Origin of the sequence: Sphingomonas cellulosilytica (genome assembly GCF_052321755.1) — a bacterium.
Lineage (GTDB): Bacteria > Pseudomonadota > Alphaproteobacteria > Sphingomonadales > Sphingomonadaceae > Sphingomonas.
Map to the genome: position 1 here is coordinate 137382 of NZ_JBQRTT010000006.1, position 24413 is coordinate 161794.

Annotated in this window: 21 protein-coding genes; 15 read left to right on the top strand and 6 right to left on the bottom strand. The window is 69.5% G+C overall.

The genetic code is table 11. The annotated features are described in order from the left end of the window. Window positions 1–288 precede the first annotated feature (288 nt). Window positions 289–1389 carry a redox-regulated ATPase YchF gene (gene ychF / locus ACTZQ5_RS11345; protein WP_443585297.1) on the bottom strand — a complete coding sequence of 367 codons (1101 nt, stop codon included), beginning with the start codon at window positions 1387–1389 and terminating at the stop codon, window positions 289–291. Between the two features lie 240 nt (window positions 1390–1629). Between ychF and ACTZQ5_RS11350 the strand changes: the two genes are divergently transcribed. Further along, the gene (locus tag ACTZQ5_RS11350) at window positions 1630–2262 is read left to right on the top strand and encodes a hypothetical protein (protein WP_443585298.1); all 633 of its coding nucleotides are present in this window, start codon (window positions 1630–1632) and stop codon (window positions 2260–2262) included. Window positions 2263–2815: 553 nt separating this feature from the next. Beyond that, complete coding sequence (locus tag ACTZQ5_RS11355; protein WP_443585299.1) at window positions 2816–3466, top strand: trimeric intracellular cation channel family protein; 651 nt, start codon at window positions 2816–2818, stop codon at window positions 3464–3466. Window positions 3467–3559: 93 nt separating this feature from the next. Here ACTZQ5_RS11355 and ACTZQ5_RS11360 read toward each other — a convergent pair whose 3' ends face one another. The 3 genes from ACTZQ5_RS11360 to sppA all read right to left on the bottom strand — a co-directional run bounded on the left by ACTZQ5_RS11360 (window position 3560) and on the right by sppA (window position 6501). Continuing rightward, window positions 3560–3889 carry a hypothetical protein gene (locus tag ACTZQ5_RS11360; protein WP_443585300.1) on the bottom strand — a complete coding sequence of 110 codons (330 nt, stop codon included), beginning with the start codon at window positions 3887–3889 and terminating at the stop codon, window positions 3560–3562. 159 nt (window positions 3890–4048) lie between these two features. Beyond that, window positions 4049–4609 (bottom strand): GNAT family N-acetyltransferase, encoded by a 561-nt coding sequence (locus ACTZQ5_RS11365; RefSeq protein WP_443585301.1) that lies wholly within the window; start codon window positions 4607–4609, stop codon window positions 4049–4051. Window positions 4610–4611: 2 nt separating this feature from the next. Next, a complete protein-coding gene (sppA, locus tag ACTZQ5_RS11370; RefSeq protein WP_443585302.1) occupies window positions 4612–6501 on the bottom strand; it encodes a signal peptide peptidase SppA in 1890 nt (629 codons plus the stop codon). 249 nt (window positions 6502–6750) lie between these two features. Here sppA and groES point away from each other — a divergent pair, with 249 nt between their 5' ends. The 4 genes from groES (at window position 6751) to ACTZQ5_RS11390 (ending at window position 10082) form a co-directional block, all read left to right on the top strand. Continuing rightward, on the top strand, window positions 6751–7038 hold the full coding sequence (gene groES / locus ACTZQ5_RS11375) for a co-chaperone GroES (protein WP_443585303.1): 288 nt from the start codon (window positions 6751–6753) through the stop codon (window positions 7036–7038). A 69-nt stretch (window positions 7039–7107) separates the two neighbouring features. Next, window positions 7108–8751: a chaperonin GroEL gene (gene groL, locus ACTZQ5_RS11380; RefSeq protein ID WP_443585304.1), complete on the top strand. Its 1644-nt coding sequence runs from the start codon at window positions 7108–7110 to the stop codon at window positions 8749–8751. A gap of 260 nt (window positions 8752–9011) precedes the next feature. Then, window positions 9012–9473: a DUF3429 domain-containing protein gene (locus ACTZQ5_RS11385; protein WP_443585305.1), complete on the top strand. Its 462-nt coding sequence runs from the start codon at window positions 9012–9014 to the stop codon at window positions 9471–9473. 84 nt (window positions 9474–9557) lie between these two features. Then, window positions 9558–10082: a Uma2 family endonuclease gene (locus tag ACTZQ5_RS11390; protein WP_443585306.1), complete on the top strand. Its 525-nt coding sequence runs from the start codon at window positions 9558–9560 to the stop codon at window positions 10080–10082. A 13-nt stretch (window positions 10083–10095) separates the two neighbouring features. On the opposite strand, the gene ACTZQ5_RS11395 is transcribed toward ACTZQ5_RS11390, so the two are convergent. Next, window positions 10096–11133: a mannose-1-phosphate guanylyltransferase/mannose-6-phosphate isomerase gene (locus ACTZQ5_RS11395; protein WP_443585307.1), complete on the bottom strand. Its 1038-nt coding sequence runs from the start codon at window positions 11131–11133 to the stop codon at window positions 10096–10098. Between the two features lie 157 nt (window positions 11134–11290). On the opposite strand from ACTZQ5_RS11395, the gene ACTZQ5_RS11400 reads away from it, so the two are divergent. From ACTZQ5_RS11400 to ACTZQ5_RS11425, 6 genes are all read left to right on the top strand, one after another. Then, window positions 11291–12679 carry a TIGR03013 family XrtA/PEP-CTERM system glycosyltransferase gene (locus tag ACTZQ5_RS11400; RefSeq protein WP_443585308.1) on the top strand — a complete coding sequence of 463 codons (1389 nt, stop codon included), beginning with the start codon at window positions 11291–11293 and terminating at the stop codon, window positions 12677–12679. 4 nt (window positions 12680–12683) lie between these two features. After that, the gene (gene prsK / locus ACTZQ5_RS11405; protein ID WP_443585309.1) at window positions 12684–14726 is read left to right on the top strand and encodes an XrtA/PEP-CTERM system histidine kinase PrsK; all 2043 of its coding nucleotides are present in this window, start codon (window positions 12684–12686) and stop codon (window positions 14724–14726) included. Continuing rightward, complete coding sequence (prsR, locus tag ACTZQ5_RS11410) at window positions 14723–16093, top strand: PEP-CTERM-box response regulator transcription factor (protein ID WP_443585310.1); 1371 nt, start codon at window positions 14723–14725, stop codon at window positions 16091–16093. Before prsK ends, prsR begins: the two co-directional genes overlap by 4 nt. Continuing rightward, window positions 16086–18074 carry a tetratricopeptide repeat protein gene (locus ACTZQ5_RS11415; RefSeq protein ID WP_443585311.1) on the top strand — a complete coding sequence of 663 codons (1989 nt, stop codon included), beginning with the start codon at window positions 16086–16088 and terminating at the stop codon, window positions 18072–18074. Before prsR ends, ACTZQ5_RS11415 begins: the two co-directional genes overlap by 8 nt. Window positions 18075–18114: 40 nt before the next feature. Beyond that, window positions 18115–18921 carry a DUF815 domain-containing protein gene (locus tag ACTZQ5_RS11420; RefSeq protein ID WP_443585312.1) on the top strand — a complete coding sequence of 269 codons (807 nt, stop codon included), beginning with the start codon at window positions 18115–18117 and terminating at the stop codon, window positions 18919–18921. Between the two features lie 72 nt (window positions 18922–18993). Further along, complete coding sequence (locus tag ACTZQ5_RS11425; protein WP_443585313.1) at window positions 18994–20016, top strand: sensor histidine kinase; 1023 nt, start codon at window positions 18994–18996, stop codon at window positions 20014–20016. 3 nt (window positions 20017–20019) lie between these two features. On the opposite strand, the gene ACTZQ5_RS11430 is transcribed toward ACTZQ5_RS11425, so the two are convergent. Next, window positions 20020–21801 carry an ABC-F family ATP-binding cassette domain-containing protein gene (locus ACTZQ5_RS11430; protein ID WP_443585314.1) on the bottom strand — a complete coding sequence of 594 codons (1782 nt, stop codon included), beginning with the start codon at window positions 21799–21801 and terminating at the stop codon, window positions 20020–20022. 111 nt (window positions 21802–21912) lie between these two features. On the opposite strand from ACTZQ5_RS11430, the gene ACTZQ5_RS11435 reads away from it, so the two are divergent. The 3 genes from ACTZQ5_RS11435 (at window position 21913) to ACTZQ5_RS11445 (ending at window position 24361) form a co-directional block, all read left to right on the top strand. Then, complete coding sequence (locus tag ACTZQ5_RS11435) at window positions 21913–22227, top strand: hypothetical protein (RefSeq protein WP_443585315.1); 315 nt, start codon at window positions 21913–21915, stop codon at window positions 22225–22227. Between the two features lie 12 nt (window positions 22228–22239). Then, window positions 22240–22905 (top strand): response regulator transcription factor, encoded by a 666-nt coding sequence (locus ACTZQ5_RS11440; protein ID WP_230628729.1) that lies wholly within the window; start codon window positions 22240–22242, stop codon window positions 22903–22905. Between the two features lie 73 nt (window positions 22906–22978). Continuing rightward, window positions 22979–24361: a sensor histidine kinase gene (locus ACTZQ5_RS11445; protein ID WP_443585316.1), complete on the top strand. Its 1383-nt coding sequence runs from the start codon at window positions 22979–22981 to the stop codon at window positions 24359–24361. Window positions 24362–24413 lie beyond the last annotated feature (52 nt).

A 24413-nucleotide genomic window follows, 5' to 3' on the forward strand; every position in this document is an offset into this window, starting at 1 on the left:
GCCACAAGCGGCGGTGCGGCGAGAAAGCCGGTGCTCCCTCCCTCTCCCCCGTCCACGCAGGGCTATCGCCTATTGCGGAGATGGCTGCCGGGCTCGGGTGAGGGGGCATGGCATCCGCGTATTCTCCGTCACCCCGGACTCGTTCCGGGGTCCACCGTGCCGCAAAACCAACAGCGTATTGGTGTGCGGCACGGTGGATGCCGGACCAAGCCCGGCACGACGAGGATGAGAGAACACCGCCTCGGATCAGGCACCCATATGCGATAGCCTGTTACCGGAGCCGCACACTCAAACGTTGAACCGGAACAGCATCACATCGCCGTCGTGGACGACATATTCCTTGCCCTCCTGGCGCAGCTTGCCCGTCTCGCGCGCGCCGGCTTCGCCCTTGCAGGCGACGTAATCGTCATAGGCGATGGTTTCGGCGCGGATGAAGCCGCGCTCGAAATCGGTATGGATCTCGCCGGCGGCCTGCGGCGCCTTGGCGCCGGCATGCACCGTCCAGGCGCGCGCCTCCTTCGGCCCCACGGTGAAGAAGGTGAGCAGCTTCAGCAGCCTGTACCCGGCGGTGATGACGCGGGCGAGCCCGGTTTCGGCAAGCCCCAGCTCGCTGAGGAACTCGGTCCGGTCCTCGGGCGGCATGGTCGCGATCTCCGCCTCGATCGCGGCCGAGACCACCACCGCCTCGGCACCCTCCGCCCTGGCCTTGTCGAACACCCGCGCCGACAGCGCATTGCCGTTCGCCGCATCGCCTTCGTCGACGTTGCAGACGTAGAGCACCGGCTTGGCCGTGATGAGCTGCGCCTGGGCGAACACGCGCGCCTCCTCGGCATCCTTGGGCTGGGTCAGCCGCGCCGGCTTGCCCTCGCGCAGCAACTCCAGCGCCTGGCCGAGCACGCTCGCGCCGATCTTCGCCTCCTTGTCGCCCTGCTGCCCCTTCTTGACGAGATTGGGGACGCGCTTTTCGAGGCTTTCGAGGTCGGACAGCATCAGCTCCGTCTCGACCGTCTCGGCATCGGCGATCGGATCGACCTTGCCCTCGACGTGCGTCACGTCGCCGTTCTCGAAACAGCGCAGCACGTGGACGATCGCATCCACCTCGCGGATATTGCCCAGGAACTGGTTGCCCAGGCCCTCGCCCTTGGATGCACCGCGCACCAGCCCAGCGATATCGACGAAGGCGAGCTGCGTCTCGATGACCTTCGCCGATCCGGCGATCTCCGCCAGCGTGTAGAGCCGCGGGTCGGGCACCGCGACGTTGCCGACGTTCGGCTCGATCGTGCAGAACGGATAATTGGCCGCCTGCGCCGCTGCCGTTTCGGTCAGCGCGTTGAAAAGGGTGGACTTGCCGACGTTCGGCAGGCCCACGATACCGCAGCGGAAACCCATGGCCTGTGCTCTGTTCGCGAGTGGAGATCGAAGCCGCCGCCCTTAGCCAAGCCCGCCCCGCTTGGCCAGCGCTTCCGCCGCCACCTCGCCTGGACGACGGAAAGCCACGCATCGTCGCAATCGGCGCTGCCACAATTGCGCCTTGATCGGGCGCGTGTCGTCTATCGTCACGCAGCGGATGCGCACCGTGGGTGACGGGCGCGAGGGCAGGGCCGCTGCGGCGGGGGATGCGATATGCGAATGTCGTGGCGGCAGGCAGCGGGACTGGCGGCGATGGCGTCGACCGGCATGGCGGGCGCTGCCGCGGCGCAGGTCGCACCGGTGCCCACTGCGGCCGTCGCTCCGATCCTGCCGACGCCAGCAGCCGCCGCGCCACGCGCGCCCTTGCCGCTCACCCTGTCACCGGTCGCGGTCGGCGGATCGGTGGAGCGCTCGACCCGTCTCGTCAGCCGGCTGCGCCTGCGCCTGACGGTGGAATCCACGGCTGCGGGCCCGCGCGACCGGCTGCATTCGCGCGTCGTCGGCCAGATGATCGATTTCTTCCCGGCCGGCGACCATGGCTTCCACCTGTCCGCCGGCACCCGCCTGTTCAACCCGCGCGCCATGGAAGTGTCGGTGCACGGCATGCTGCCGACGCAGCGGCGGCTCAACATCCCCGGCCTGAAGACGACGATGCGGCGCAGCCCGGCGCTGACGATGGGCTATGCCGACCGGATCGATCCGGACACCAGCGTCGGCGTCGAGATCGGGGCGATGAAGGGCCGCGCCTACAACGACGCCGCCGACATCGCCCGCCAGACCCGCGCCCAACGCAACGCGATCGGCAGCCCGCTGAACCCGGTCGTCAACCTGGTGCTCGGCCACCGCTTCTAGAGCCGATCGACATTCGGAATGAAGGATTCTCTTCATCCTCCATCGCCAGGGCGCATGATCGACCCCGATGCGGTGGCGCCGAAGGCGACGGAGGGGGAGGACTCCCAACGCTGGTCGTTGCTTACCTCCCCCTCCGTCAGGCTACGCCTGCCACCTCCCCCTGGCGGGGGAGGATTGAAGGTCGAACGGTCCTAGGCCTACGGTGACACCGCGCGACGCGCGGAGACCGCCCGGAGCCGTCGAGGCTCACCTGTGCTTCGACCCGCTCGGCACGAAGGCTGGGGAAGAACGGTTCGAACCCTAGGCGGCAGGCCACCCAGCCCCGCGCGCAGCGCCGTCACAACTTCGTCGCCTGCGAGGGAAGAGCAGCGGCCACACCAAGCCAAACACCTCCGCGCCTCCGCGCCTCCGCGTGAACCCTCATCCTTCGCGTCTTCGCGTCTTCGCGCGACCATCCAACCCCGCCCGGGCACCCCGGCTCGAAAGGTCGCATGGAGCAGGGCCCCACGCCACCTTCCGGCACGGCACGGGATGCTCTACGCGAGCCTCCGTCATGTTGCCGCCTGCCTCCCTGCTGCCGCCCACCGCCTCGCTGCTGCCCGCCTTTGCGCCGTGGTTCGACGTGGCGGGGCTGGCGGTGTTCGCCGCCTCGGGCGCGCTGGCGGCGGCGAAGCGCGGGCAGACGGCGGTGACGCTCGCCTTCTTCGCGCTCATCACCGGGGTCGGCGGCGGCACGGTGCGCGACCTGCTGATCGATGCCCCGGTATTCTGGGTGCACGATCCGCGGGCCGCCACCGTCTGCCTGGCGATGGCGGCGGTGATCTGGGTGACGCCGGAACGCTGGTGGCGCGACAGCGCGCTCGCCTGGTTCGACGCGGTCGGCCTTGCCGCCTACGCCGTCTACGGCGCGGCCAAGGCGATCGGCTATGGCGTGCCCCCGCTGCCCGCGGCGTTGATGGGGGTGGTCACCGCCTGCGTCGGCGGCATCATCCGCGACGTGCTGGCGGGCGAGCCCTCCATCCTGATGCGCCCCGAATTGTACGTCACCGCAGCGGCGCTGTCGTCCGCGCTCTACGTCGCGCTCGGTCTGCTCGGGCTGGCCGGCGCCCCCGCCGCGATCATCGCCGCCGCCGCCGGCTTCGGCCTGCGCGCCGCCGCGATCCACTGGCGCATCGCGCTGCCGGCGTACCGGGCGCGGTCGTGATGGCTAGCCTCGGCATGTCACCTCAGCCGGACGACATGCTAAAGCGAGTGTCGTAGACGAAACCGTTGCATGGTAGCGAGTTCGAAGCTTTGATCAACAAGGACCATGCCAATATACGTTGTGGCCTAAATCGGACCAACATTCATCGAGCATCGTCAGGTTGCGTCTGTCAGAGGTAAAGCCATAGCCCCAACCCCCGTCGAAAAACGGCTTTGTTGTTATATCGATCATGCCATGGCGCACAAAGACCGAATAGGGCTTCAGCTCTGCGATGGTGACTGGCCATTTATCGTGAGGAATCGGCTGGCTGTGATCTGTAGGGCGCAGCGGATAAATCGCCAGAAGATGCCGTGACTCGGCCGCAATCGCTTCCAATCGTACCTGATCACGGATGGGATGCGGGAAAGAGCAATATACCGCCATTCCAATCAATATGACGATTGGAAAAATGACTTGTAGGCACCCTTTCAATCAGGTCTCTCCACTACATGTGTTAGCGTTTGGCCTTCATCAAGCTTTAGCCGTCTCGAGTTTTTTAGAACATGATCCAGTGTCGAGTATCGCAATCAGCGCCAAGCCCGCTCACCCCCGCACCACCCCCACATCGGCAAACCGCCGCGGTTCCGCGGGCGGCGCAGCGGGTTCGGCCAGCGCGCATTGCCAATACCCCACATCGATCCACCGGCCATGCTTGTAGCCGACCTCGCGGAACACGCCGGCGCGGCGAAAGCCCACCGCCTCGTGCAGCGCGATCGAGGTGGTGTTGGGCAGGGCGATCCGGCCGATCGCCTGCGTGAACCCCTGCGCGCGCAGCGTGTCGACCAGCGCCCGGTACAGCAGCCGCCCGACGCCCTGGCGCTGCGCCACGTCGGCGACGTAGATGCTCGTCTCCACCACCCAGCGATACGCCTCGCGCTCCGAAAAGCGCGTCGCATAGGCATAGCCGAGCACGCCGCCGGTGGCCTCGCCGTTGGTCGCGACGATCCACGGGTAGAGCCCGGCGGAGGACGCCATCCGGCTGCGCATCGCCCGCGCGTCCGGCGCCTCCGTCTCGAACGACACCGTGCCCGCCAGCACGTGCGGCGCATAGATCGCCGCGACCGCGGCGGCATCCTCCGGCACCGCGGCGCGCAGCGCGATCACCGTTACAGGCCGATCCGCGCCAGGATCACGTCGAGCAGCCGCGCATCGGCGCCCGCCGTGTCGCTCGGCCCCAGGCCGCCGCATTCCAGGCAGCGCGCCTGCACCGATCCCGCCTGCGCCAGCCGCTTGACGTCGCCCAGCGCCTTGGCGAGCAGCCCGCGCCGCTCGGCCGCGATCCGCGCGAACACGTCGTTGCCGGTCGCGTCGCCTGCGCCCGCGTCGTCATCGTCCTTGCGGCCGAGGCTCTGCGCCAGCTGCGCGGCAAAGCCGGGCGCCTTCTCCAGATATTCGGCATGGACCTTGGCGGGATCGAGCTTCGCGCGCTTCGCCGCCTCGGCCACCGCATCGTCCAGCCCGCCGAACCGGTCGACCAGGTGCAGCTGGCGGGCGGTGCCGCCGTCCCACACCCGGCCCTGCGCGATCGCGTTCACCCGATCGGGCGTCATCCCGCGCGACTGGGCGACGCGGGCGAGGAACTGGCGATAGCCGTTCTCGATCCCCGCCTGCAGGATCGTGTCGAGCTCCGGCGTGGTGCCGGCGAGCACGTCGGGCTGGCCGGACAGCGGCGTCGTCTTCACCCCGTCGGTGGTGACGCCGATCTTGGCGAGCGTCTTCTCGAAGGTCGGGATGATGCCGAAGATGCCGATCGACCCGGTGATCGTGCCCGGCTCGGCGAAGATCACCTGGCCCGGCGTCGACACCCAATAGCCGCCGGACGCGGCAAGGCCGCCCATCGAGACGACGATCGGCAGCCCCTTCGCCTTGGCCTGCAGGATGGCGAGGCGGATGCGTTCGGAGGCGAGCACCGACCCGCCCGGCGAATCGACGCGCACCACCAGCGCCTTCAGGTTCTTGGTGGCGAGGCCGTTGAGGATCAGCTTGGCGATCGTGTCGCCATGCGCGCTGCCGGGGCCGCCTTCGCCATCGACGATATCGCCGGCGACGGTGACCACGCCGATCGCATCGCCCGCGCTTGGCAACGGGTGCGCGCCGATCCAGTCGTCATAGCGGATGGTGTTGAAATTGCCCGCCGCCTTGCGCGCATCGCTGCCGACCAGCTTGGCGACACGCTGGCCGAAAGCGATGCGGTCGCCCAGCGTGTCGACGATGCCGGCGGCCAGGTTCGCCTTGGCGATGTCGCCGTTCGCCGCCAGGATCAGCCGGTCCGGCTGGGCGAGGAACTGGCCGACCTGCGCGCGCGGCCGGGCGCGTGCCACCGCCTCGCGCCACTGGCCGAACAGCGAGCCGAGCAGCTGCTGGTTCGCCGCGCGCGCATCCGGGCTCTGGTCGGCGCGGGTATAGGGTTCGACGAAGCTCTTGAACTTGCCGACGCGATAGACGTGGACGTCGACGCCCAGCTTGTCGATCAGCCCCTTGTAATACAGCTGGCTGCCGCCCGGCCCGCTGAAGATCGTGCCGCCCAGCGGATTGACCCAGATCTCGCTGGCGTTCGCCGCCAGCCGATAGCCGGCATCGGTATAGGCCGTGGCATAGGCGAGTACCGGCTTCTTGGTGTCGCGGAAGCGGCGGATCGCCTCGCCCACCTCGTTGAGCGTCGCCGGATAGCCGCCGCCGAAGCTGTCGAGGTCGAGCACCAGCGCCTTCACCCGATCGTCGGTGCGCGCGGTGTCGATCGCCCGCAGCACGTCGCGCAGCCGGTATTGCCGCGGCATCGTATCGCCGGAGAGAGCGGCGAACGGGCTCGTCTCCTCGGGCTGCTCGACGATCGCGCCTTTGAGGTCGAGCAGCAGCGCGCCCGTGGGGATCGCCTTGGCGCCCGGCCGCGCGTTGAGCGCCGCGAACAACAGCCCGAAGAACAGCAGCATCGCGATCAGGACCAACCCGTCCTTGATCGCCACCAGCAGCTTCCATGCGCCCCGAACCAGCTTCACGTCGTGCTCCTACTTGTGCCCTCCAGCGGTAGAGGACGAGAGGGCGCGGCGCAACGGTCCGTATTAGGAGGGTAAGACAGAGTGTGTGTCCCGCTTCGGCGGCGGTGCCGCACGCCTTGTCAAATTTGTGTCGGCGGGCTTTCCCGCACCCTTGACGACTCTATTGCCCCGGCACATATCCGCGGCGTTGGCACTCGGGCATCCGGAGTGCCAGAAATCTGTAACACTGATTGAAAGAGGGACTTCGCAATGAACTTTCGTCCGTTGCACGACCGCGTCCTCGTCCGCCGCGTTGAGGCGGAAGAGAAGACGGCCGGCGGGATCATCATCCCCGACACCGCCAAGGAAAAGCCGCAGGAAGGCGAAGTTGTCGCCGCCGGCACCGGCGCGCGTGCCGAGAACGGCACGATCACCCCGCTCGACGTCAAGGCCGGCGACCGCATCCTGTTCGGCAAGTGGTCGGGCACCGAGGTGAAGGTCGACGGTGAAGACCTGCTCATCATGAAGGAAAGCGACATCCTCGGGATCGTCGGCTGATCTTTCGTGACGCACCCCGCGCGGGTGCGACTTTTGTGACTTTCCAGATCAACTGAAAGGGTAGCCACCATGGCAGCCAAGGACGTAAAATTCGGCCGCGACGCGCGTGAGCGCATCCTGCGCGGCGTCGACATCCTCGCCGACGCGGTCAAGGTCACGCTGGGGCCGAAGGGCCGCAACGTCGTGATCGACAAGAGCTTCGGCGCACCGCGCATCACCAAGGACGGCGTCACCGTCGCCAAGGAGATCGAACTCAAGGACAAGTTCGAGAACATGGGCGCGCAGATGGTGCGCGAAGTGGCCTCGAAGACCAACGACATCGCCGGCGACGGCACGACGACCGCGACCGTTCTGGCGCAGGCGATCGTGCGCGAGGGCATGAAGTCGGTCGCGGCCGGCATGAACCCGATGGACCTGAAGCGCGGCATCGACATCGCCGTGACCAAGGTGACCGAGGACATCAAGTCGCGCTCCAAGCCCGTCTCGGGTTCGCAGGAAGTCGCGCAGGTTGGCATCATCTCGGCCAACGGCGACCGTGAAGTCGGCGAGAAGATCGCCGAGGCGATGGAAAAGGTCGGCAAGGAAGGCGTCATCACCGTCGAGGAGGCCAAGGGCCTCGAATTCGAGCTGGACGTCGTCGAGGGCATGCAGTTCGACCGCGGCTACCTGTCGCCCTACTTCATCACCAACCCGGAAAAGATGACGGTCGAGCTGAACGACCCGTACATCCTGATCCACGAGAAGAAGCTCAGCAACCTGCAGGCGATGCTCCCGATCCTGGAAGCCGTCGTCCAGTCGGGTCGCCCGCTGCTCATCATCGCCGAGGACATCGAGGGCGAGGCGCTGGCCACGCTCGTGGTGAACAAGCTGCGCGGCGGTCTGAAGGTCGCAGCGGTCAAGGCGCCGGGCTTCGGCGATCGCCGCAAGGCGATGCTGGAAGACATCGCGATCCTGACCAAGGGCGAGATGATCTCGGAAGACCTCGGCATCAAGCTCGAGAACGTCACCGTTGGCATGCTGGGCACCGCCAAGCGCGTCACGATCGACAAGGACAACACCACCATCGTCGATGGCGCCGGTGATGCCGATTCGATCAAGGGCCGCACCGAGGCGATCCGCGCGCAGATCGAGAACACCACCAGCGACTACGACCGCGAGAAGCTCCAGGAGCGTCTCGCCAAGCTCGCCGGCGGCGTTGCGGTCATCAAGGTCGGTGGTTCGACCGAGGTCGAGGTGAAGGAGCGCAAGGACCGCGTCGACGACGCGCTGCACGCGACCCGCGCGGCCGTCGAAGAGGGCATCGTCCCCGGTGGCGGCACGGCGCTGCTCTACGCGTCGAAGGCACTCGAGGGCGTCACCGGCGCCAACGACGACCAGACGCGCGGCGTCGACATCGTCCGCCGTTCGCTCACCGCGCTGGTCCGCCAGATCGCGCAGAACGCCGGCCATGACGGTGCGGTCGTGTCGGGCAAGCTGCTCGACCAGAACGACACCTCGTTCGGCTTCAACGCGTCGACCGACACCTACGAGAACCTGGTCGCGGCCGGCGTGATCGACCCGACCAAGGTCGTCCGCACCGCGCTCCAGAACGCAGCGTCGGTCGCCGGCCTGCTCATCACCACCGAGGCGACCGTCTCGGAACTGCCCGAGGACAAGGCTCCGGCCATGCCCGGCGGCGGCGGCATGGGCGGCATGGGCGGCATGGACTTCTGATGTTCGACCGGGGCAGGAGAAACCTGCCCCGGACAGACAATCAGAACGGCCAGCGTGCCGGCGGCCACGCCGCCGGACACGTCCGACGTCACGGCAGCGGCTTCGCCGCTGCCCGCCACACGCAAAGAGGGCCGGGGGAGCAATCCCCCGGCCCTTTGCTATGCCAGTCGGCCAGCCGCCGATCCGACGCCCGGCCGGCCCCGTGCCCCATCGTCCGCGCACCCCGGCAACCCGCCGCGGCTCCGCTCGTTACCCGCGCCATGAACCACGACGCGACCCGCCCCGACATGCCCGCCGATGGCGCGATCCTCGGCTATGGCCCGATGCTGCCGCTGGTCGCCGCCGGCATCGGCGCGTGGCTGCTGCCGGCGCCCTGGCCGTTCTGGGCGGTGCACCTCGGCATCATCTGGGGTGCGCTGATCCTCGCCTTCATCGCCGGGGTGCGCCGCGGCTTCGGCTTCGGCTATGCCCGCGCCTCCAAGCCGCAGGAGATCGCGACCAGCATCGGCTATTTCACGCTCGCCGGCCTGGCGCTGGTGATCGGCCTGCCGTCGATGGCGCTGCTGATGCTGGTGCTGGGCTATGTGCTCGCCGCGCTGCTCGACCGCCGCGCCGCCTTGTCCGGCAACGCCCCCCGCTACTTCGCGACGCTCAGGCCGCGCCAGCTGCTGATCGGCGCCGCCGGCCTCGCTGCCCTCCTTGGGCGCGCGATCGGTTCTTGAGCGAGGGCGCATTGTCGGGCGTCACGGGAATGATACGGTGCGGTCATGCATCGAGATCCTCGCCATGAGCCGATAACCGTCGAGATGTTTCTCGACATCCGGTTCCCCGATGGCCCAAGGTACGCGCTCATCGACGGTACCATCCGCATGATGGCCGGGGTCACACCCGCTCACGCCCGCGTTGGCGGTAACATCCTCGGATATCTCTATCCACGGCTCCGTGGCACCGGCTGCCGCCCCTACAATTCCGACATGGGCGTCCGGGTCGACGACACCAACCTGCGCTATCCGGACGTCACCGTCTTCTGCGGCAACCCGGCGGCGCCGGAGCGGGAGATGGAGCGCGCCTATCCCGATCCCGTCGTGATCGTCGAGGTGCTGTCTCCCTCCACCTCGGCCAACGACGAAGGCGACAAGCTGAGGCTCTACCGCGCCCTGCCGTCGGTCGACACCATCGTGTTCGTCGACCCGCAGGCGGAAACCAGCCGGGTCGTCCAGCGGCTGGGGCCGACGGCGTGGCGTGACGACCTGTTCGCCCAGCCGCACGATGTCGCGCTGCCGGCGATCGGCGTCACCATCCCCCATGCCGAGATCTTCGCCCGCGACTGACGCGGGCGCCGCCTCATCCCTTCATCGCCTCGATCAGCTTCTTGACGTCCTGGCTGTGCCCGCGCGGCAGGATCAGCACGTCGTTGCCGCTCGCCACGACGATGAGGTCGCTGACGCCGACCGCCGCCACCCGTATCCCGTCCGAACGGACCAGGCAGTTGCGCGTGTCGATCGCCAGCACCTCGCCGCGATGCGCATTGCCCTCGCTATCGAGTTCGCTGATCGCATGCAGCGCGTCCCAGCTGCCCACATCGCTCCAGCCCATCGCCACCGGCACCACTGCGACCCGCTCGGCACGCTCCATCACCGCATAGTCGATCGAATCGGCGGGCGAGGCGCCGAACGCCTCGGCATCGGGGTGGATGCGCACACCCTCGCGCCTCGCCTTGGTCATCGCCTCCTGCGTCGCGGTCAGCATGCCCGGCGCATGCGCGGCGAGCGCGCCCAGGAAGATATCGGCGCGGAACAGGAAGATGCCGCCGTTCCAGGCATGGTCGCCCGACGCCAGCATCGCCTCGGCCCGCTCGCGCGCCGGTTTTTCGACGAAGCGGGCGACGCGGTGCACGCCTGGGGCCAGCGCCTCGCCGACCTTGATCCAGCCATAGCCGGTCTCCGGCGCGTCGGGCGTGATGCCGAAGGTGACCAGCCACCCTTCGGCGACCAACGGCATCGCCGCCTCGATCGCCGCGTGGAAGGCCGCGACGTCGGCGATGACATGGTCGGACGGCATGACCAGCAGCGCCTCCTCGCTCTTGGCGGCGAGCGCGGCGAGGGCGATCGCCGGCGCGGTGTTGCGTGCCACCGGCTCCAGGATCACGGCCTGCGGCGCGGCGCCGACCGCCGCCAGTTGCTCGTCGATATGATCGGCGTGGCGCGCATTGGCGACGACGATCGGGGCGGCGAAGGCCTCGCCATGCGCCCGCTTGGCGGTGAGCTGCAGCATCGTCTCCTCGGCGGTCAGCGCCAGCAGCTGCTTGGGCATTTCCGGGCGCGACATCGGCCACAGCCGGGTGCCGGATCCTCCGGAAAGGATCACAGGGACGATCGTCATAATGGGTCGTGAGCTCCTTCGGGTCTCTTTCGGTCGAAAGAGCACGGAGGCGTAACGATCGGGGCCGCGGGGTTGTTCAAGCTTTCTTTGCTTTTTTCTGCGACCCCCGTGTCGCCTGTCGGAAAAGCTTACAGGCCGCCGTCGGAAGGGAGCGGGCATGATCCGCCTGTTCAAGCATTACGTCCCGCATGCCGTGCTGCTGCTCGGCCTGGTCGATGCCGTGCTGCTGATGGCCGCGGCCGAACTCGGCTGGGTGATCCGCGCACGCCAGATCGGCATGCTGGTGGAGCCGACGGTCACCCGCCTGCCGCAGCTGATCGCCTTTGCCGCGGCGTTGCAGATCGCGCTGGTCGCGGTGGGGGCCTATGGCGTCGCATCCTTCCTGTCGCTGCGCTTTGCCGCGGCACGGCTGGCGGTGGCGATCCTGCTCGGCGTGTCGTGCCTGTCGATCCTGTTCTTCCTCGTGCCGCCGCTCGCCCTGTGGCGCTCCAACCTCGCTTATGCGACGCTGATCGCCGCGGCGCTGCTGGTGGTGGTGCGCGCGTTGCTCGGCCGGGCGCTGGGCGGCGATACGTTCAAGCGGCGGATCATCGTGCTCGGCGCCGGCCGTCGCGCCGCGCGGATCGGCGCGCTCGCCAGCCAGCCCGGCGCCAACGTGATCGTCGCAGGCTATGTCGCGATGGGCGAGCCCAATCCGGTGGTACGCGGCGCGGTGCCGCGCGATGCCATTCCCAACCTCGCCGCGCACGTCGTCGACCATAATGCCGGCGAGGTCGTGCTCGCGCTGGAGGAGCGGCGCAACGCGCTGCCGCTCAAGGACCTGCTGCGCGTCCGCACCACGGGGGTGAGCGTCAGCGAGATATCGAGCTTCCTCGAACGCGAGACGGGTCGGATCGACCTTCATTCGGTCAACCCGTCCTGGCTGATCTTCTCGGACGGCTTCGCCTCGGGACGGATGCTGTCGAGCGTGTTCAAGCGCGGCTTCGACGTCACCGTCAGCCTGCTGCTGCTGATCGTGACGCTGCCGGTGATCCTGGTCACCGCGGTGGCGATCAAGCTCGAATCGCGCGGCCCCGCCTTCTACCGCCAGCGCCGCGTCGGCCTCTACAACCAGGGGTTCGACATCGTGAAGCTGCGCTCGATGCGTCAGGATGCGGAGGTCGCGGGCCAGGCGGTGTGGGCGGAAAGGGACGATCCGCGCATCACCCGCATCGGCCGCTTCATCCGCAAGGTGCGCATCGACGAACTGCCGCAGACCTGGTCGGTGCTGAAGGGCGAGATGAGCTTCGTCGGTCCCCGTCCCGAACGCCCGCAGTTCGTCGAACAGCTCGAACAGCAACTGCCCTATTACGCCGAACGACACATGGTGAAGCCCGGGATCACCGGCTGGGCACAGATCAACTATCCCTATGGCGCCTCGATCGAGGACGCACGCCACAAGCTGGAATACGACCTGTATTACGCCAAGAACTATTCGCCCTTCCTCGACCTGCTGATCCTGCTCCAGACGCTGCGCGTGGTGCTGTTCCCGTCGGGCGCGCGATAGGGCGATGACCGCGCTCATCCTTTGGGGCCATGCGCTGGCCGCGCTGGCGTTCGGCGCGCTGGCGCTCGCGACGGTGCGCGGGCCGCAGGCGGCGGTGCCGCGCAGCACCGTGCCGCGCGGCGCCCTCGCATCGGCGATGATCGCCACCGCGCTCTGGGCCCTGGCGGTCGCCGGGATCGGCGCCGGCGACGTGGTGCCGCGGATCGCCGAATCGGCGCGCAACCTCGCCTGGCTCGGCCTGATGCTGGTGCTGGTGCGGCGGACGCGCACCGGCAGCCTGCCGCTCTATGCCGTCTATGCGGCGGCGGCGACCATCACCATCTTCGCCACCACGCTGGCACTGACCGAGACGCTGCCGCTGGGCGACGCGGCACTGGCGGCCGTCGCCGACGTCCGGCGGATCGCGCGCATGCTGGCGGCGGTGGTCGGCCTGATGCTCGTCCATCACCTCGCCTTCGCCGGCGGCGAACGCGGCGCGGGCAGGATGGCGCTGCTCGCTGCCGCGATCGCGACCATGTGGGGCGTCGACCTGATCGGTGCGACGCTCGCCTGGAGCCTCGGCACGCCGTCGCTCGCCATCTTCGCCGCGCGCGGCTTCGTGATGGCCGGTGCCGCGCTGCTGCTGGCGCTGGCGGCGCGGCGCGGCGAGCGTGGCCTCACCGTCTCGCACGGCGTCGCACTCCGCCTGCTGTCGGTCGCCGCGGTCGTCGCCTATGCCGGCGTGACCATCGCGCTGACCCAGGTCGCCGAACATTATGCCGGCGACACGGTGCGCATCGTCCAGACGGCGATCGTGCTCGGCGCCACCACCGCGCTCATCACCTTGCTGTCGACGCCGTGGATCCGCGCCTGGGCGAAGGTGAAGGTCGCCAAGCATTTCTTCCGCCACCGCTACGATTACCGCGCCGAATGGCAGCGCTTCACCGCGACGCTCGGTACGCCGGGCGAGGGCGCCGACCCGCTCGACCGCCGCATCGTCCGCGCCATCGCCGACCTCACCGGCTCGCCCGCCGGGCTGCTGCTGGTGCCGGAGGGCACCGGGCTGGGCGCCGGCGCGGCATGGCACTGGCAGGAGGCGGGCACCGCCGATGCCGCGCTCGCCGCCCATCTCGCCACCAGCACGCGCATCGTCGAACTGGACGCGGTGCGGCGCGGCGATGCCCCGCCCGAAGAGGCGGCGGCGATCCCCGACTGGATGCGCCGGTCGGCCGACGCCTGGGCCTTGGTGCCGCTGATCCATGGCGCCAGCCTGATCGGCGCGATCCTGCTCGCCCGCCCGCCGATCGATCGCGCGCTCGATTGGGAGGACCTCGACCTGCTGCGCGTCGCCGGGCGTCAGGCGGCGAGCTATCTGGCCGAGGATCGTGCCCATGTCGCGCTCGCCGATGCGGCGCGCTTCGACGAATTCAACCGCCGCTTCGCCTTCATCATCCACGACATCAAGAACCTCGTCAGCGGCCTCAGCCTCGTCGCGCGCAATGCCGAACGGCATGCCGACAACGCCGAATTCCGCGCCGACATGGTCGCCACGCTCAAGGACTCCGCCGCCCGCATGAACGCGCTGCTCGCCCGCCTGTCGCAGCACCACCGCGCCACCCCCGAACCGTTGCAGCCGGTGGATTGCGCCGCGCTGGCGCTGCGCCTCGCCGCCGCCCGCCGCGCGCAGCACATCGTGCAGGTCGCCGGCGAAGGCATCGCGCTGGCGCAGCCCGGCCGTCTGGAGCAACTGCTCGGCCACCTGCTGCAGAATGCGGTGGAGGCGAGCCCCGCCGACGCCGCCATCGATCTCGCGGTCGCCGGCACCGGCACGCAGGTGACGATCGATGTGGTCGATCGCGGCTGCGGGATGAGCGCCGCCTTCGTCCGCGACCAGCTGTTCCGCCCCTTCGCCTCGTCCAAGCCCGACGGCTTCGGCATCGGCGCCTATGAGGCGCGCGCGCTGGCGACCGCGATGGGCGGCACGCTCGACGTGACCAGCCGCGAAGGCGAGGGCACGCGCTTCCGCCTGACGCTCCCTGCCGAACGCCCGCTGGAGCAGGCGGCATGAGCGGTGCAGGCGATGCCCGCCCGGTGCTGCTGATCGTCGAGGATGATCTGGCGCTCCAGCGCCAGTTGCGCTGGGCCTATGAAGGCTATGAGATCGTCGGCGCCGCCACCCGCGGCGAAGCGATCGAGGCGCTGCGGGCGCACGAACCCGCGGTCGTCACGCTCGATCTCGGCCTGCCGCCCGATCCGGACGGCACCAGCGAAGGCTTCGCGACGCTGGCCGAGATCCTGGCGCTGAAGCCCGATACCAAGGTGATCGTCGCCTCCGGCCACGGCGCCCGCGAAAGCGCGCTCAACGCGATCGCGGCGGGGGCGTGGGACTTCTATGCCAAGCCGATCGACATCGATGCCTTGGGGCTGATCGTCGCCCGCGCCTTCCACGTCCACGCGCTGGAGGCGGAGAACCGGCGCCTCGCCGCCCGCGACGGGGGCACGCGCGACGGCTTCGGCGGCCTCCTCTATGCGTCCGACGAGATGGCGAAGGTGGTGCGCACCGTCGAGCGGGTCGCGCCGGCCGACGTATCGGTGATGCTGCTCGGTGCGAGCGGCACCGGCAAGGAACTGCTGGCGCGCGGCCTGCACGATGCCTCGCCGCGCCGCCACGGTGCCTTCGTCGCGATCAACTGCGCCGCCATTCCCGAAACGCTGCTGGAAAGCGAACTGTTCGGCCATGAAAAGGGCGCGTTCACCGGCGCGGTGAAGACCACGCCCGGCAAGATCGAACAGGCCGCGGGCGGCACCCTGTTCCTCGACGAGATCGGCGACGTGCCGCTGCCGTTGCAGGTCAAGCTGCTCCGCTTCCTCCAGGAACGCGTCATCGAACGGATCGGCGGCCGGAAGGCCATTCCCGTCGACACGCGCATCGTCTGCGCGACGCACCAGAATGTCGAGGCGATGGTGGCCGACGGCCGCTTCCGCGAGGATCTCTATTACCGTCTCGCCGAGATCGTGGTGCGTATCCCCGGCCTTGCCGAGCGCCCCGGCGATGCCGGCCTGCTCGCCCGCGCCTTCGTACGGCGGCATGCCGCGGCGATGAAGCTGGGGGTGACCGGCCTTGCCCCCGATGCGCTCGCCGCGATCGATGCCTGGGGCTGGCCCGGCAACGTCCGCGAACTCGAAAACCGGATCAAGCGCGCGGTCATCATGGCGGACGGCAAGCTCGTCACCGCCGCCGATCTCGACCTTGGCGGCGACCCCGCCGATGCCCTGGCGCTCAACCTGCGGGCCGCCCGCGAAGTCGCCGACCGCAAGGCGATCCGCCAGGCGCTGGCGCGGGCCGACGGCAACATCTCCGGTGCCTCGCGACTGCTCGGCGTCAGCCGGCCGACACTGTACGATCTGCTGAAAAGCTACGACCTGCATGGCTGATACGCCCTATCCGATGCTGCGCCGGCGGCGGCGGCGCGGCTGGCGCCTGCCGCGGCTGCGCCGCATCCATGCGGTCGCGCTCGGCCTGTTGCTGGTCGTTGCGGGGCTTGCCGCAGCCTATGCGCTGCGCCCGCCGCCGCGGGTCGATCCGGCGCAGGCGCTGGCGGATGCGCGCACCGCATACCGGATCGGCAACTACAGCGCCGCCCGCAACCATGCGCTCGCCGCCCTGGCCGCAGCACCGACGTCGCAGCCGGCACTGCTGCTGCTCGCCCGCGCCTATGTGCGGCTGGGGGACGGCGTCGCCGCGGAAGGCGCGCTCAGCCGCGCCCGCGATCTGCGGGCCGCCCCGGCGGCGCTCGCCGGGTTGCAGGCGCAGGCGCGCTTCCTGCAAGCGGACTATCAGGGCGCGATCGATGGGGCGGCCGCCGCACCCGCCGACGACGGCGACGCGCTGCGCGCCCGCGCCCGTGCCACCGCGATGCAGGGCGATGCCGGGGCCGCGGTCGACCTGCTCACCGCTTGGCTCGCCGCGCATCCCGACGATGCCGCGGCGTGGAGCGACCTCGGCCGGGTCAGGCTCGACGCCGGAGAGGTCGCCACTGCCACCGCGGCGGCGTCGCGGGCTGCGCGGCTCGCGCCGGGCGATCCGGTGCCGCTCGCCTTGCAGGCGGAGATCGTGCGGACCCGTTACGGCCTCACCGCCGCCTTGCCGTGGTTCGAGGCGGCGCTGAAGCGGGATGCCTATTACCACCCGGCCTTGATCGAATATGCCGCGACGCTCGGCGATGCCGGCCGCTATGCTGACATGCTGGCGGCGACGCGGCAAGCGCTGGCGGCGCGGCCGGCCAGTCCGCAGGCGCTGTACCTGCAGGCGGTGCTCGCCGCGCGCGCCGGGCGGCTGGGGCTGGCCCGCGATCTGCTCCAGCGCGCAGGCCCGGGGATCGGCGGGCTGCCCGGTGCGGCGCTGCTCGGCGGGGCGCTCGATCATGCCGCCGGCCGCGACGAACTGGCGATCGGTACCTGGCGACAGCTTGCCGCCGACCAACCGATGAACATCGTCGTGCGCCGCCTGCTCGGCGCCGCGCTGCTCCGCTCGGGCGACGTGCAGGGCGCGCTCGACCAGTTACGCCCGGTCGCGGCGCGAGCGGACGCCGATGCTTATACGCTGACCCTGGTCGCGCGCGCGGCGGAAGCCAGCGGCGACCGCATCGCCGCCGCCGGCTTCCTCGATCGTGCCGCGGGTGGTGCGCGGGGCGGGGCCGCCGCCTTCGCCAGCGACGACAGCGTCGCGGCCGCGCTGGCCGAGGCGCGTGCCGATCCCGACGATCCCAATTACCTGCTCGGCGCCATCCGCGCGCAGCTGACCGCGGGCGACGTCACCAGCGGCATCGCGCGCGCCCGCACGCTGGCGGCGGCGCGGCCGGGCGCTCCCGCGGCGCAACTCGCGCTCGGCGATGCGCTCGCCGTCGCCGGTCGCTTCGCCGAGGCGGCGCCGGTCTATGCGCGCGCCGCCGGCCTCGCCTTCGACGAGCCGACCCTGTTGCGGCTGGTCGATGCCTGGGGCCGGGCCGGCCGTCCGCGCGACGCGGCGGCGGCCTTGTCGCTCTACCTGCAGCAGAACCCGCAAAGCCTCGTTGCCCGCCGCATCCTCGGCCATTGGCAGGCGACGAACGGCGAGGCCGATGCCGCGATCGAGACACTGGAGGGCGTCCGGCGCACCGCCGGCAACCGCGATGCCGCGCTGCTCGCCGATCTCGCCATCGCCTATGCCGCCGGCGACGACGGCGCGGTGGCGCGCCGCTATGCCCGCGCCGCCTACGCGCTGTCGCCGATGAACGCGGGCGTGTGCGACGCCTATGCCGTCGCGCTCGCCGCCAATGGCGACCTTGCCGCCGCACGCCAGCTCGCCGTCAAGGCGGTCGCGCTCGCACCCGCCGATGCGACGATCGCCGCGCATGCCCGCGCGATCATGCGCTGACGCCTTGCACCGCCGCCCGCGCGTGGCCATGAGCGCCGCCATGGCCGATCCCCTGGACCGTATCGCCGCGGCGCTCGACCGCCTCGCTCCCCCGCCGCCGGCAAGCGACGATCCGCTGCGCCACCCTGCCTATGTCTGGCGAGAAGGCGCGCTGGTCGCGGCACGCGCCTTTGCGCCGCTCCCGCTCGACCTGATGATCCGCGTCGACAAGCAGAAGGCGGCCCTGGTCGAGAATCTGCGCCGCCTCGCTGCCGGCGCGGCGGCGCAGGACGTGCTGCTGTGGGGCGCGCGCGGCACCGGCAAATCGGCGTTGGTCAAGGCCGCGGTCGGCGCGGTGCAGGCGGACGGCGGCACCATCGCGCTGGTCGAGGTGACCGCGCTCGACACGCTGCCGCAGCTGTTCGCGACGCTCGCCGGCCTGTCACGCGCCTTTGCGCTGTTTCTCGACGACCTGGGCTTCGACGCGCCCGCCGAGGCGCGCATCCTGCGCTCGCTGCTGGAGGGCGGCGCGGAGGCGCGCCCGGCGAACGTCCGCCTGATCGTCACCGCCAACCGCCGCCATCTGGTGCCGCGCGATATCGCCGAGCAAGATAGCGCGATCAATCCGCGCGACAGCATCGACGACCAGCTTGCGCTCGCCGATCGCTTCGGTCTGAGCCTCGGCTTCCACGCGCTCGATCAGGACGGCTATTGCGCGATCGTCGCCGCCTACGCCGTGCGTTACGATCTGCCCTTCGATGCTGCCGAGGCGATCAATTGGGCAACGCGGCGCGGCAGCCGGTCGGGGCGGGTGGCATGGCAATATGTCACCGAACTCGCCGGACGTGCCGGCATCGCCTTAACCTGAAGCAAGAATCTTTTATCATGGATTAGGTCATTCGTCTTGACATGATAGGACCGCTCCGGCTCACTCCGGTTCGTGCCGCGCCTGGGTGAACTTGACCTGCCCGATCGCCTCGCCCCCGCCGTGCCGCGGGCGGTGACCCAGATCGGTTTCGGCGTGTTATGCGCCAGCAGCGCCATTCTGATGCGCGCGGTGCTGGACGTGCTGGCCGAGGGCGGCGCGCCCTTCGCGCTGTGTTTCCCGGCGATGATGCTCGCAACGCTGTTCGCGCGGTGGCAGGCGGGGGCGGTCGCGGCAGCGCTCGGCATCGGCTATGCCTGGTATTATGGCTTTGCGCCCCTCGGCAGCTTCCGGTTGATCGACGCGGCGGCGACCGTCACCGTCGCCTTCATCATCGTCGCGGCGATCATCAGCGTCGCGGTCGCCGAACTGTTCCGCCGCTCCGTCCGCCGCGCCACCCGCGAGCGCGACCGCGAGATCGCCGAGCGCGACCTGCTGTTGCAGGAGATCGACCATCGCATGAAGAACAATTTCGCGATCGTCGCCTCGATCCTCGACATCCAGCGCCGCCGCACCGATGGCGAGGCGGCGGAGGCATTGGGCGCCGCATTGGCCCGCGTCGAGAGCATCGCGCGGGCGCACCGCCATCTCTACCGCAGCGCCGGACAGGTCGATGCCGTCGACATGCAGGCCTATCTCGGCGATCTGTGCGCGGCCTTGGCCGATGCGCTCCTCCTGCGCGGCGGCGTGTCGCTCTCCTGCTCGGCCGATGCGGCGAACATGCCACGCGACCGGGCGGTGTCGATCGGCCTCGTCGTCAACGAACTCGTCACCAATGCGGCCAAGCACGCCTTTACCGGCCGCACCGGCGGCACCATCACCGTCGGCCTGCGCCGCCGCCCGGGGGGCATGACGCTGATCGTCAGCGACGACGGCGTCGGCATGCCGCAGATGGCGGCGCCGGCGGGCCCGGATCACGGCCTCGGCTCGCGCCTGATCCCCGGCTTCGCGCGTCAGGCCGGCGGCACGCTCAGCAGCGAAAGCGGGCCGGAGGGCACGACCGTGACGATGGACATGCCCGGCGCCATGCCTGCCTGATCCTCAGGCGAGCTGTTCGACCTGCTCGGCCAGTTCCAGCCAGCGCATCTCCGCGGCGTCCTTCTCGGCGCGCGCCGCCTCGATCGCCGCGGTCAGGGCGGCGAAGCGCTTGGGATCGCGCGTGTAGAGCGCCGGGTCGCCGAGCAGTGCCTCGTCGCGCGCGATGCCGGCGTCCAGCGTCTCGATGCGCGCGGGCAACTGGTCGTAGTCGCGCTGGTCCTTGTAGGACAGCTTGGTGCGCGCCTGCGGCGGGGGAGGGGGCGCTACCTTCGCCGCCGCGGGCGCCTTCTTCGCCTCGGGCCGCGCCTGCCGCTGCCGTTCCCAATCCTCGTAGCCGCCGGCGACGACGTCCACCGTCCCCGATCCGTCGAGCCCCAAGGTCACCGTCACCGTGCGATCGAGGAAGTCGCGATCGTGGCTGACGATCAGCACCGTGCCCGCGTAGTCGGCGATCACCTCCTGCAACAGGTCGAGCGTTTCGAGGTCGAGGTCGTTGGTCGGCTCGTCCAGCACCAGCAGGTTGGATTCCCGCGCGAACTCCCGCGCCAGCAACAGGCGGGACCGCTCGCCGCCCGACAGCGTGCCGACCTTCGCCTCGGCGAGGCTGGGGTCGAACAGGAATTCCTTCAGATAACCGTGGATGTGCTTGCGGACGCCCAGCACGTCGATCCAGTCGCCGCCGTCGGCCAGCACCTCGCGCACCGTCTTGGTCGGCGCCATCAGGCTGCGCTGCTGGTCGATGACGACGCCGTCCAGCGTCTTGGCGAGCTTCACCTCGCCGCTGTCGGGAGCGAGTTCGCCGGTCAGCAGCTTGAGCAGCGTCGTCTTGCCCGCGCCGTTGCGCCCGACGATGCCGATCCGGTCGCCGCGCGTGACGCGCAGGGTCAGGTCGCGGATGATCGTGCGGTCCCCGTAGCTTTTCGACGCATGCTTCACGTCGATCACCACCTTGGTCTTGCTGTCGTCCGCGGCGGTGACGAGATTCGCCGACCCCTGCGGCCCGATCATCGCCGCACGCGTCGCGCGCATCTCCTTCAGCTTGGCGAGCCGGCCCTGGTTGCGCCGCCGCCGCCCGGTGACGCCGCGTTGCAGCCAATGTTCCTCGATCTTGAGCTTGGCATCGAGGCGCTGCGCGTTGCGCTCCTCCTCGGCATACACCTGTTCGGTCCACGCCTCGAACCCGCCGAAGCCGATCTCGGCGCGGCGGATCGAGCCGCGATCCATCCACAAGGTCTGGCGGGTCAGGCGGGTGAGGAAGGTGCGGTCGTGGCTGATGACGACGAACGCGCCCCGGAACCGGCCGAGCCAATCCTCCAGCCAGTCGATCGCCGCGATGTCGAGATGGTTGGTCGGCTCGTCGAGCAGCAGGACGTCGGGGTCCTGCGCCAGTGCCCGGACGATCGCGGCACGGCGCCGCTCGCCGCCGCTCGCCGACGATGCCTCGCGCGACAGGTCGATGCCCAGCTGGTCGGCGATCGCATCCGCCTCGTGCCGCTCGGGCGCATCCGTGCCGCCGAGCACGTAATCGGCCAGCGTCGTGCAGCCGGCGAGGCTCGGTTCCTGCTCCAGGAGCACCACGCGCGTGCCGGGCACGATCACGCGCCGGCCTTCGTCGCTGTCGATCGTGCCGGCGATCAGCTTCAGCAGCGTCGTCTTGCCGGCGCCGTTGCGGCCGATCAGCGCCAGCCGGTCGCGCGCGCCGATATGGATGTCGAGGTGGCGGAACAGCCAGCCGTGGCCCTGGATGATGCCAAGGTCTTCATAAGCGAGGATAGGGGCAGCCATGGCCGGCGCAGGTAGGGGGCGGGGCGCCCGCGGGCAAGCGATCCTCGGCTGAATGGCATGCAACCGCTCCATTCACAGGGTGTTCAATGCGTTCTGCCTATGCCAGTTTTCATGAAGATGGTTTTGCCCTTCCTGCTTTCCCTTCTGCTCGGCGCCACGCTTGCCGGCCCGGCGGCCGCGCAGGCGCCCGACCAGCGGCGCAGCGATCAGGATCGTGCCTATGACGCGCGTCGCAAGGGCGAGGTGCTGTCGCCCCGCGCGATCGAGGCGCGCGTGCTGCCGACGATGAAGGGCTATGAATATCTCGGCTTCGATCTCGATTTCTCCACCTCGGTTTACACGCTGAAGTTCATGCGCAATGGGGTGGTCGTCTGGGTCGATGTCGACGGCCGCACGGGCCAGATCATCGGCCGCACCGGCAAATAACAGGGGAACAGCATGCGCGTTCTGATCGTCGAGGACGAGCCCAATCTCGGCCAGCAGCTGAAGAATACGCTGGAGGGTGCCGGCTATGCCATCGACCTCGCCACCGATGGCGAAGAGGGGCATTTCCTCGGCTCGACCGAAAATTACGATGCGATCGTCCTTGATCTCGGCCTGCCGGAGATCGACGGCCTGACCGTGCTCGATCGCTGGCGCAAGGAGGGCAAGACGATGCCCGTCCTCGTGCTCACCGCGCGCGACAGCTGGTCGGACAAGGTCGCCGGCCTCGACGCCGGCGCCGACGATTACGTCGCCAAGCCGTTCCAGACCGAGGAACTGATCGCCCGCCTGCGCGCGCTGATCCGCCGCGCCAGCGGCAATGCCTCGTCCGAACTCACCGCCGGCGACGTCCGCCTCGACACCCGATCTGGCAAGGTCACTCGGGCCGGCGAGCCGGTGAAGCTGACCGCGCAGGAATACAAGCTCTTGAGCTACCTGCTCCACCACAAGGGCAAGGTGGTCAGCCGCACCGAGTTGATCGAGCATATCTACGACCAGGATTTCGATCGCGATTCGAACACGATCGAGGTGTTCGTGACGCGCATCCGCAAGAAGCTGGGCCAGGACGTCATCACCACGATCCGCGGCCTGGGCTACAGCCTTGAAGATCCGGACGCCTGACCGGCCCGCCGATCCACCGCAACCGTCCTCCGTTTGCTCAGGGTAAACGGCCGGCAAAAGGTCAACCGACCGCATGGACACACCGCCACTAGCCGAAGCCCCGCCGCGCGCCCGTGCGCGCACGACGGGCTCGCTGTCGCGGCGGATGATCCTGATCGCGGCCGCGTGGATCGGGCTGCTGCTGTTCGGCGGCGGCTTCGCGCTCGATCGCGTGCTGGTGGCGGCAGTGACGCGCAACTTCGACGACCAGCTGGAGTATGTGCTGCGGTCGTTGCTTGTCTCGGCGGAGATCGGGCCGGATGGCGAGGTGATCCTCAGCCGGGACGCTACCGCCGATCAGCGCTTCCTCGAACCCAATTCAGGACTCTACTGGCAAATTTCGGGGAAGGGCAGCGATCCTTTCCCATCGCGCTCGCTATGGGATCGACGCCTCGCCTTCGGTAGCGTCCACGACGATCGCAGCGTCCATTTCTACAACAGCACCCAGTTTCCCGATGAAAAGCTGCGTATCGTCGAGCGGGATGCGCTGCTGCCCGGTTCGGCGGTTCACTGGCGTTTCCAGGTGGCGCAGAGCCGCAGCGGACTGGATTCGCAGATCACGATCCTGCGTCGAACGCTGGTGCGCAGCTTCGTGCTGCTTGGACTGGGCCTCGTCGTACTGGCCGCGCTTCAGACGCTGTACGGCCTCTGGCCGCTGCGCCGGGTGCGCGAAGAGATCGCGCGGATGCGGGCGGGGCAGTCCAATCGCGTCGACACCGCGATGCCTATCGAGGTCGCGCCGATGGTCGAGGAACTGAACGCGCTGATCGAGCATAACGAGCGGCAGGCGGAGGAAGCGCGGCGGCATGCCGGCAATCTCGCGCACGCGCTCAAAACGCCGCTCACCGTCATCATGAACGCCGCCACCGCGCACGCCGACGACCTGGCCGACACGGTGATCCGCGAGGCGCGGACGATGCGGCGGCAGGTCGACCATCATCTCGCCCGCGCCCGCGCCGTCGGCCGCCGCGGGTCCGCGCACAGCCGCGCCGACGTGTGGCCCAGCCTCGAATCGGTCGAGCGCGCGGTCGCCCGCCTCTACCGCCACGTCCGCATCGACATCACCGGCCCCAAGGACCTTCAGGTCCATGTCGAGCGGCAGGACCTCGATGAGATGCTCGGCAACCTCATCGAAAATGCCGCCAAATACGGGGGGGGCAGCGTGTTCGTCACCGTGTCCGGACAGGCCGGCTTCGTCGAACTGATGATCGAGGACGACGGCATGGGCATTCCTGAAGAAGACCGGATCCGCATCTTCGACCGCGGCGTCCGCCTCGACACCGGCAAGCCCGGCACGGGGCTCGGCCTCGCGATCGTCCGCGACGTGGCGGAGATCTACGGCGGCACGGTGAGCCTTGAGGAAAGCGAAGACCTCGGCGGCCTGCTGGTCCGGCTGAGGCTGCCAGCGGCGAACTGACGCGCCCTCCCCGGGCCGGGGAGGATTGCAGATCGCAACGCACGCGCTAACG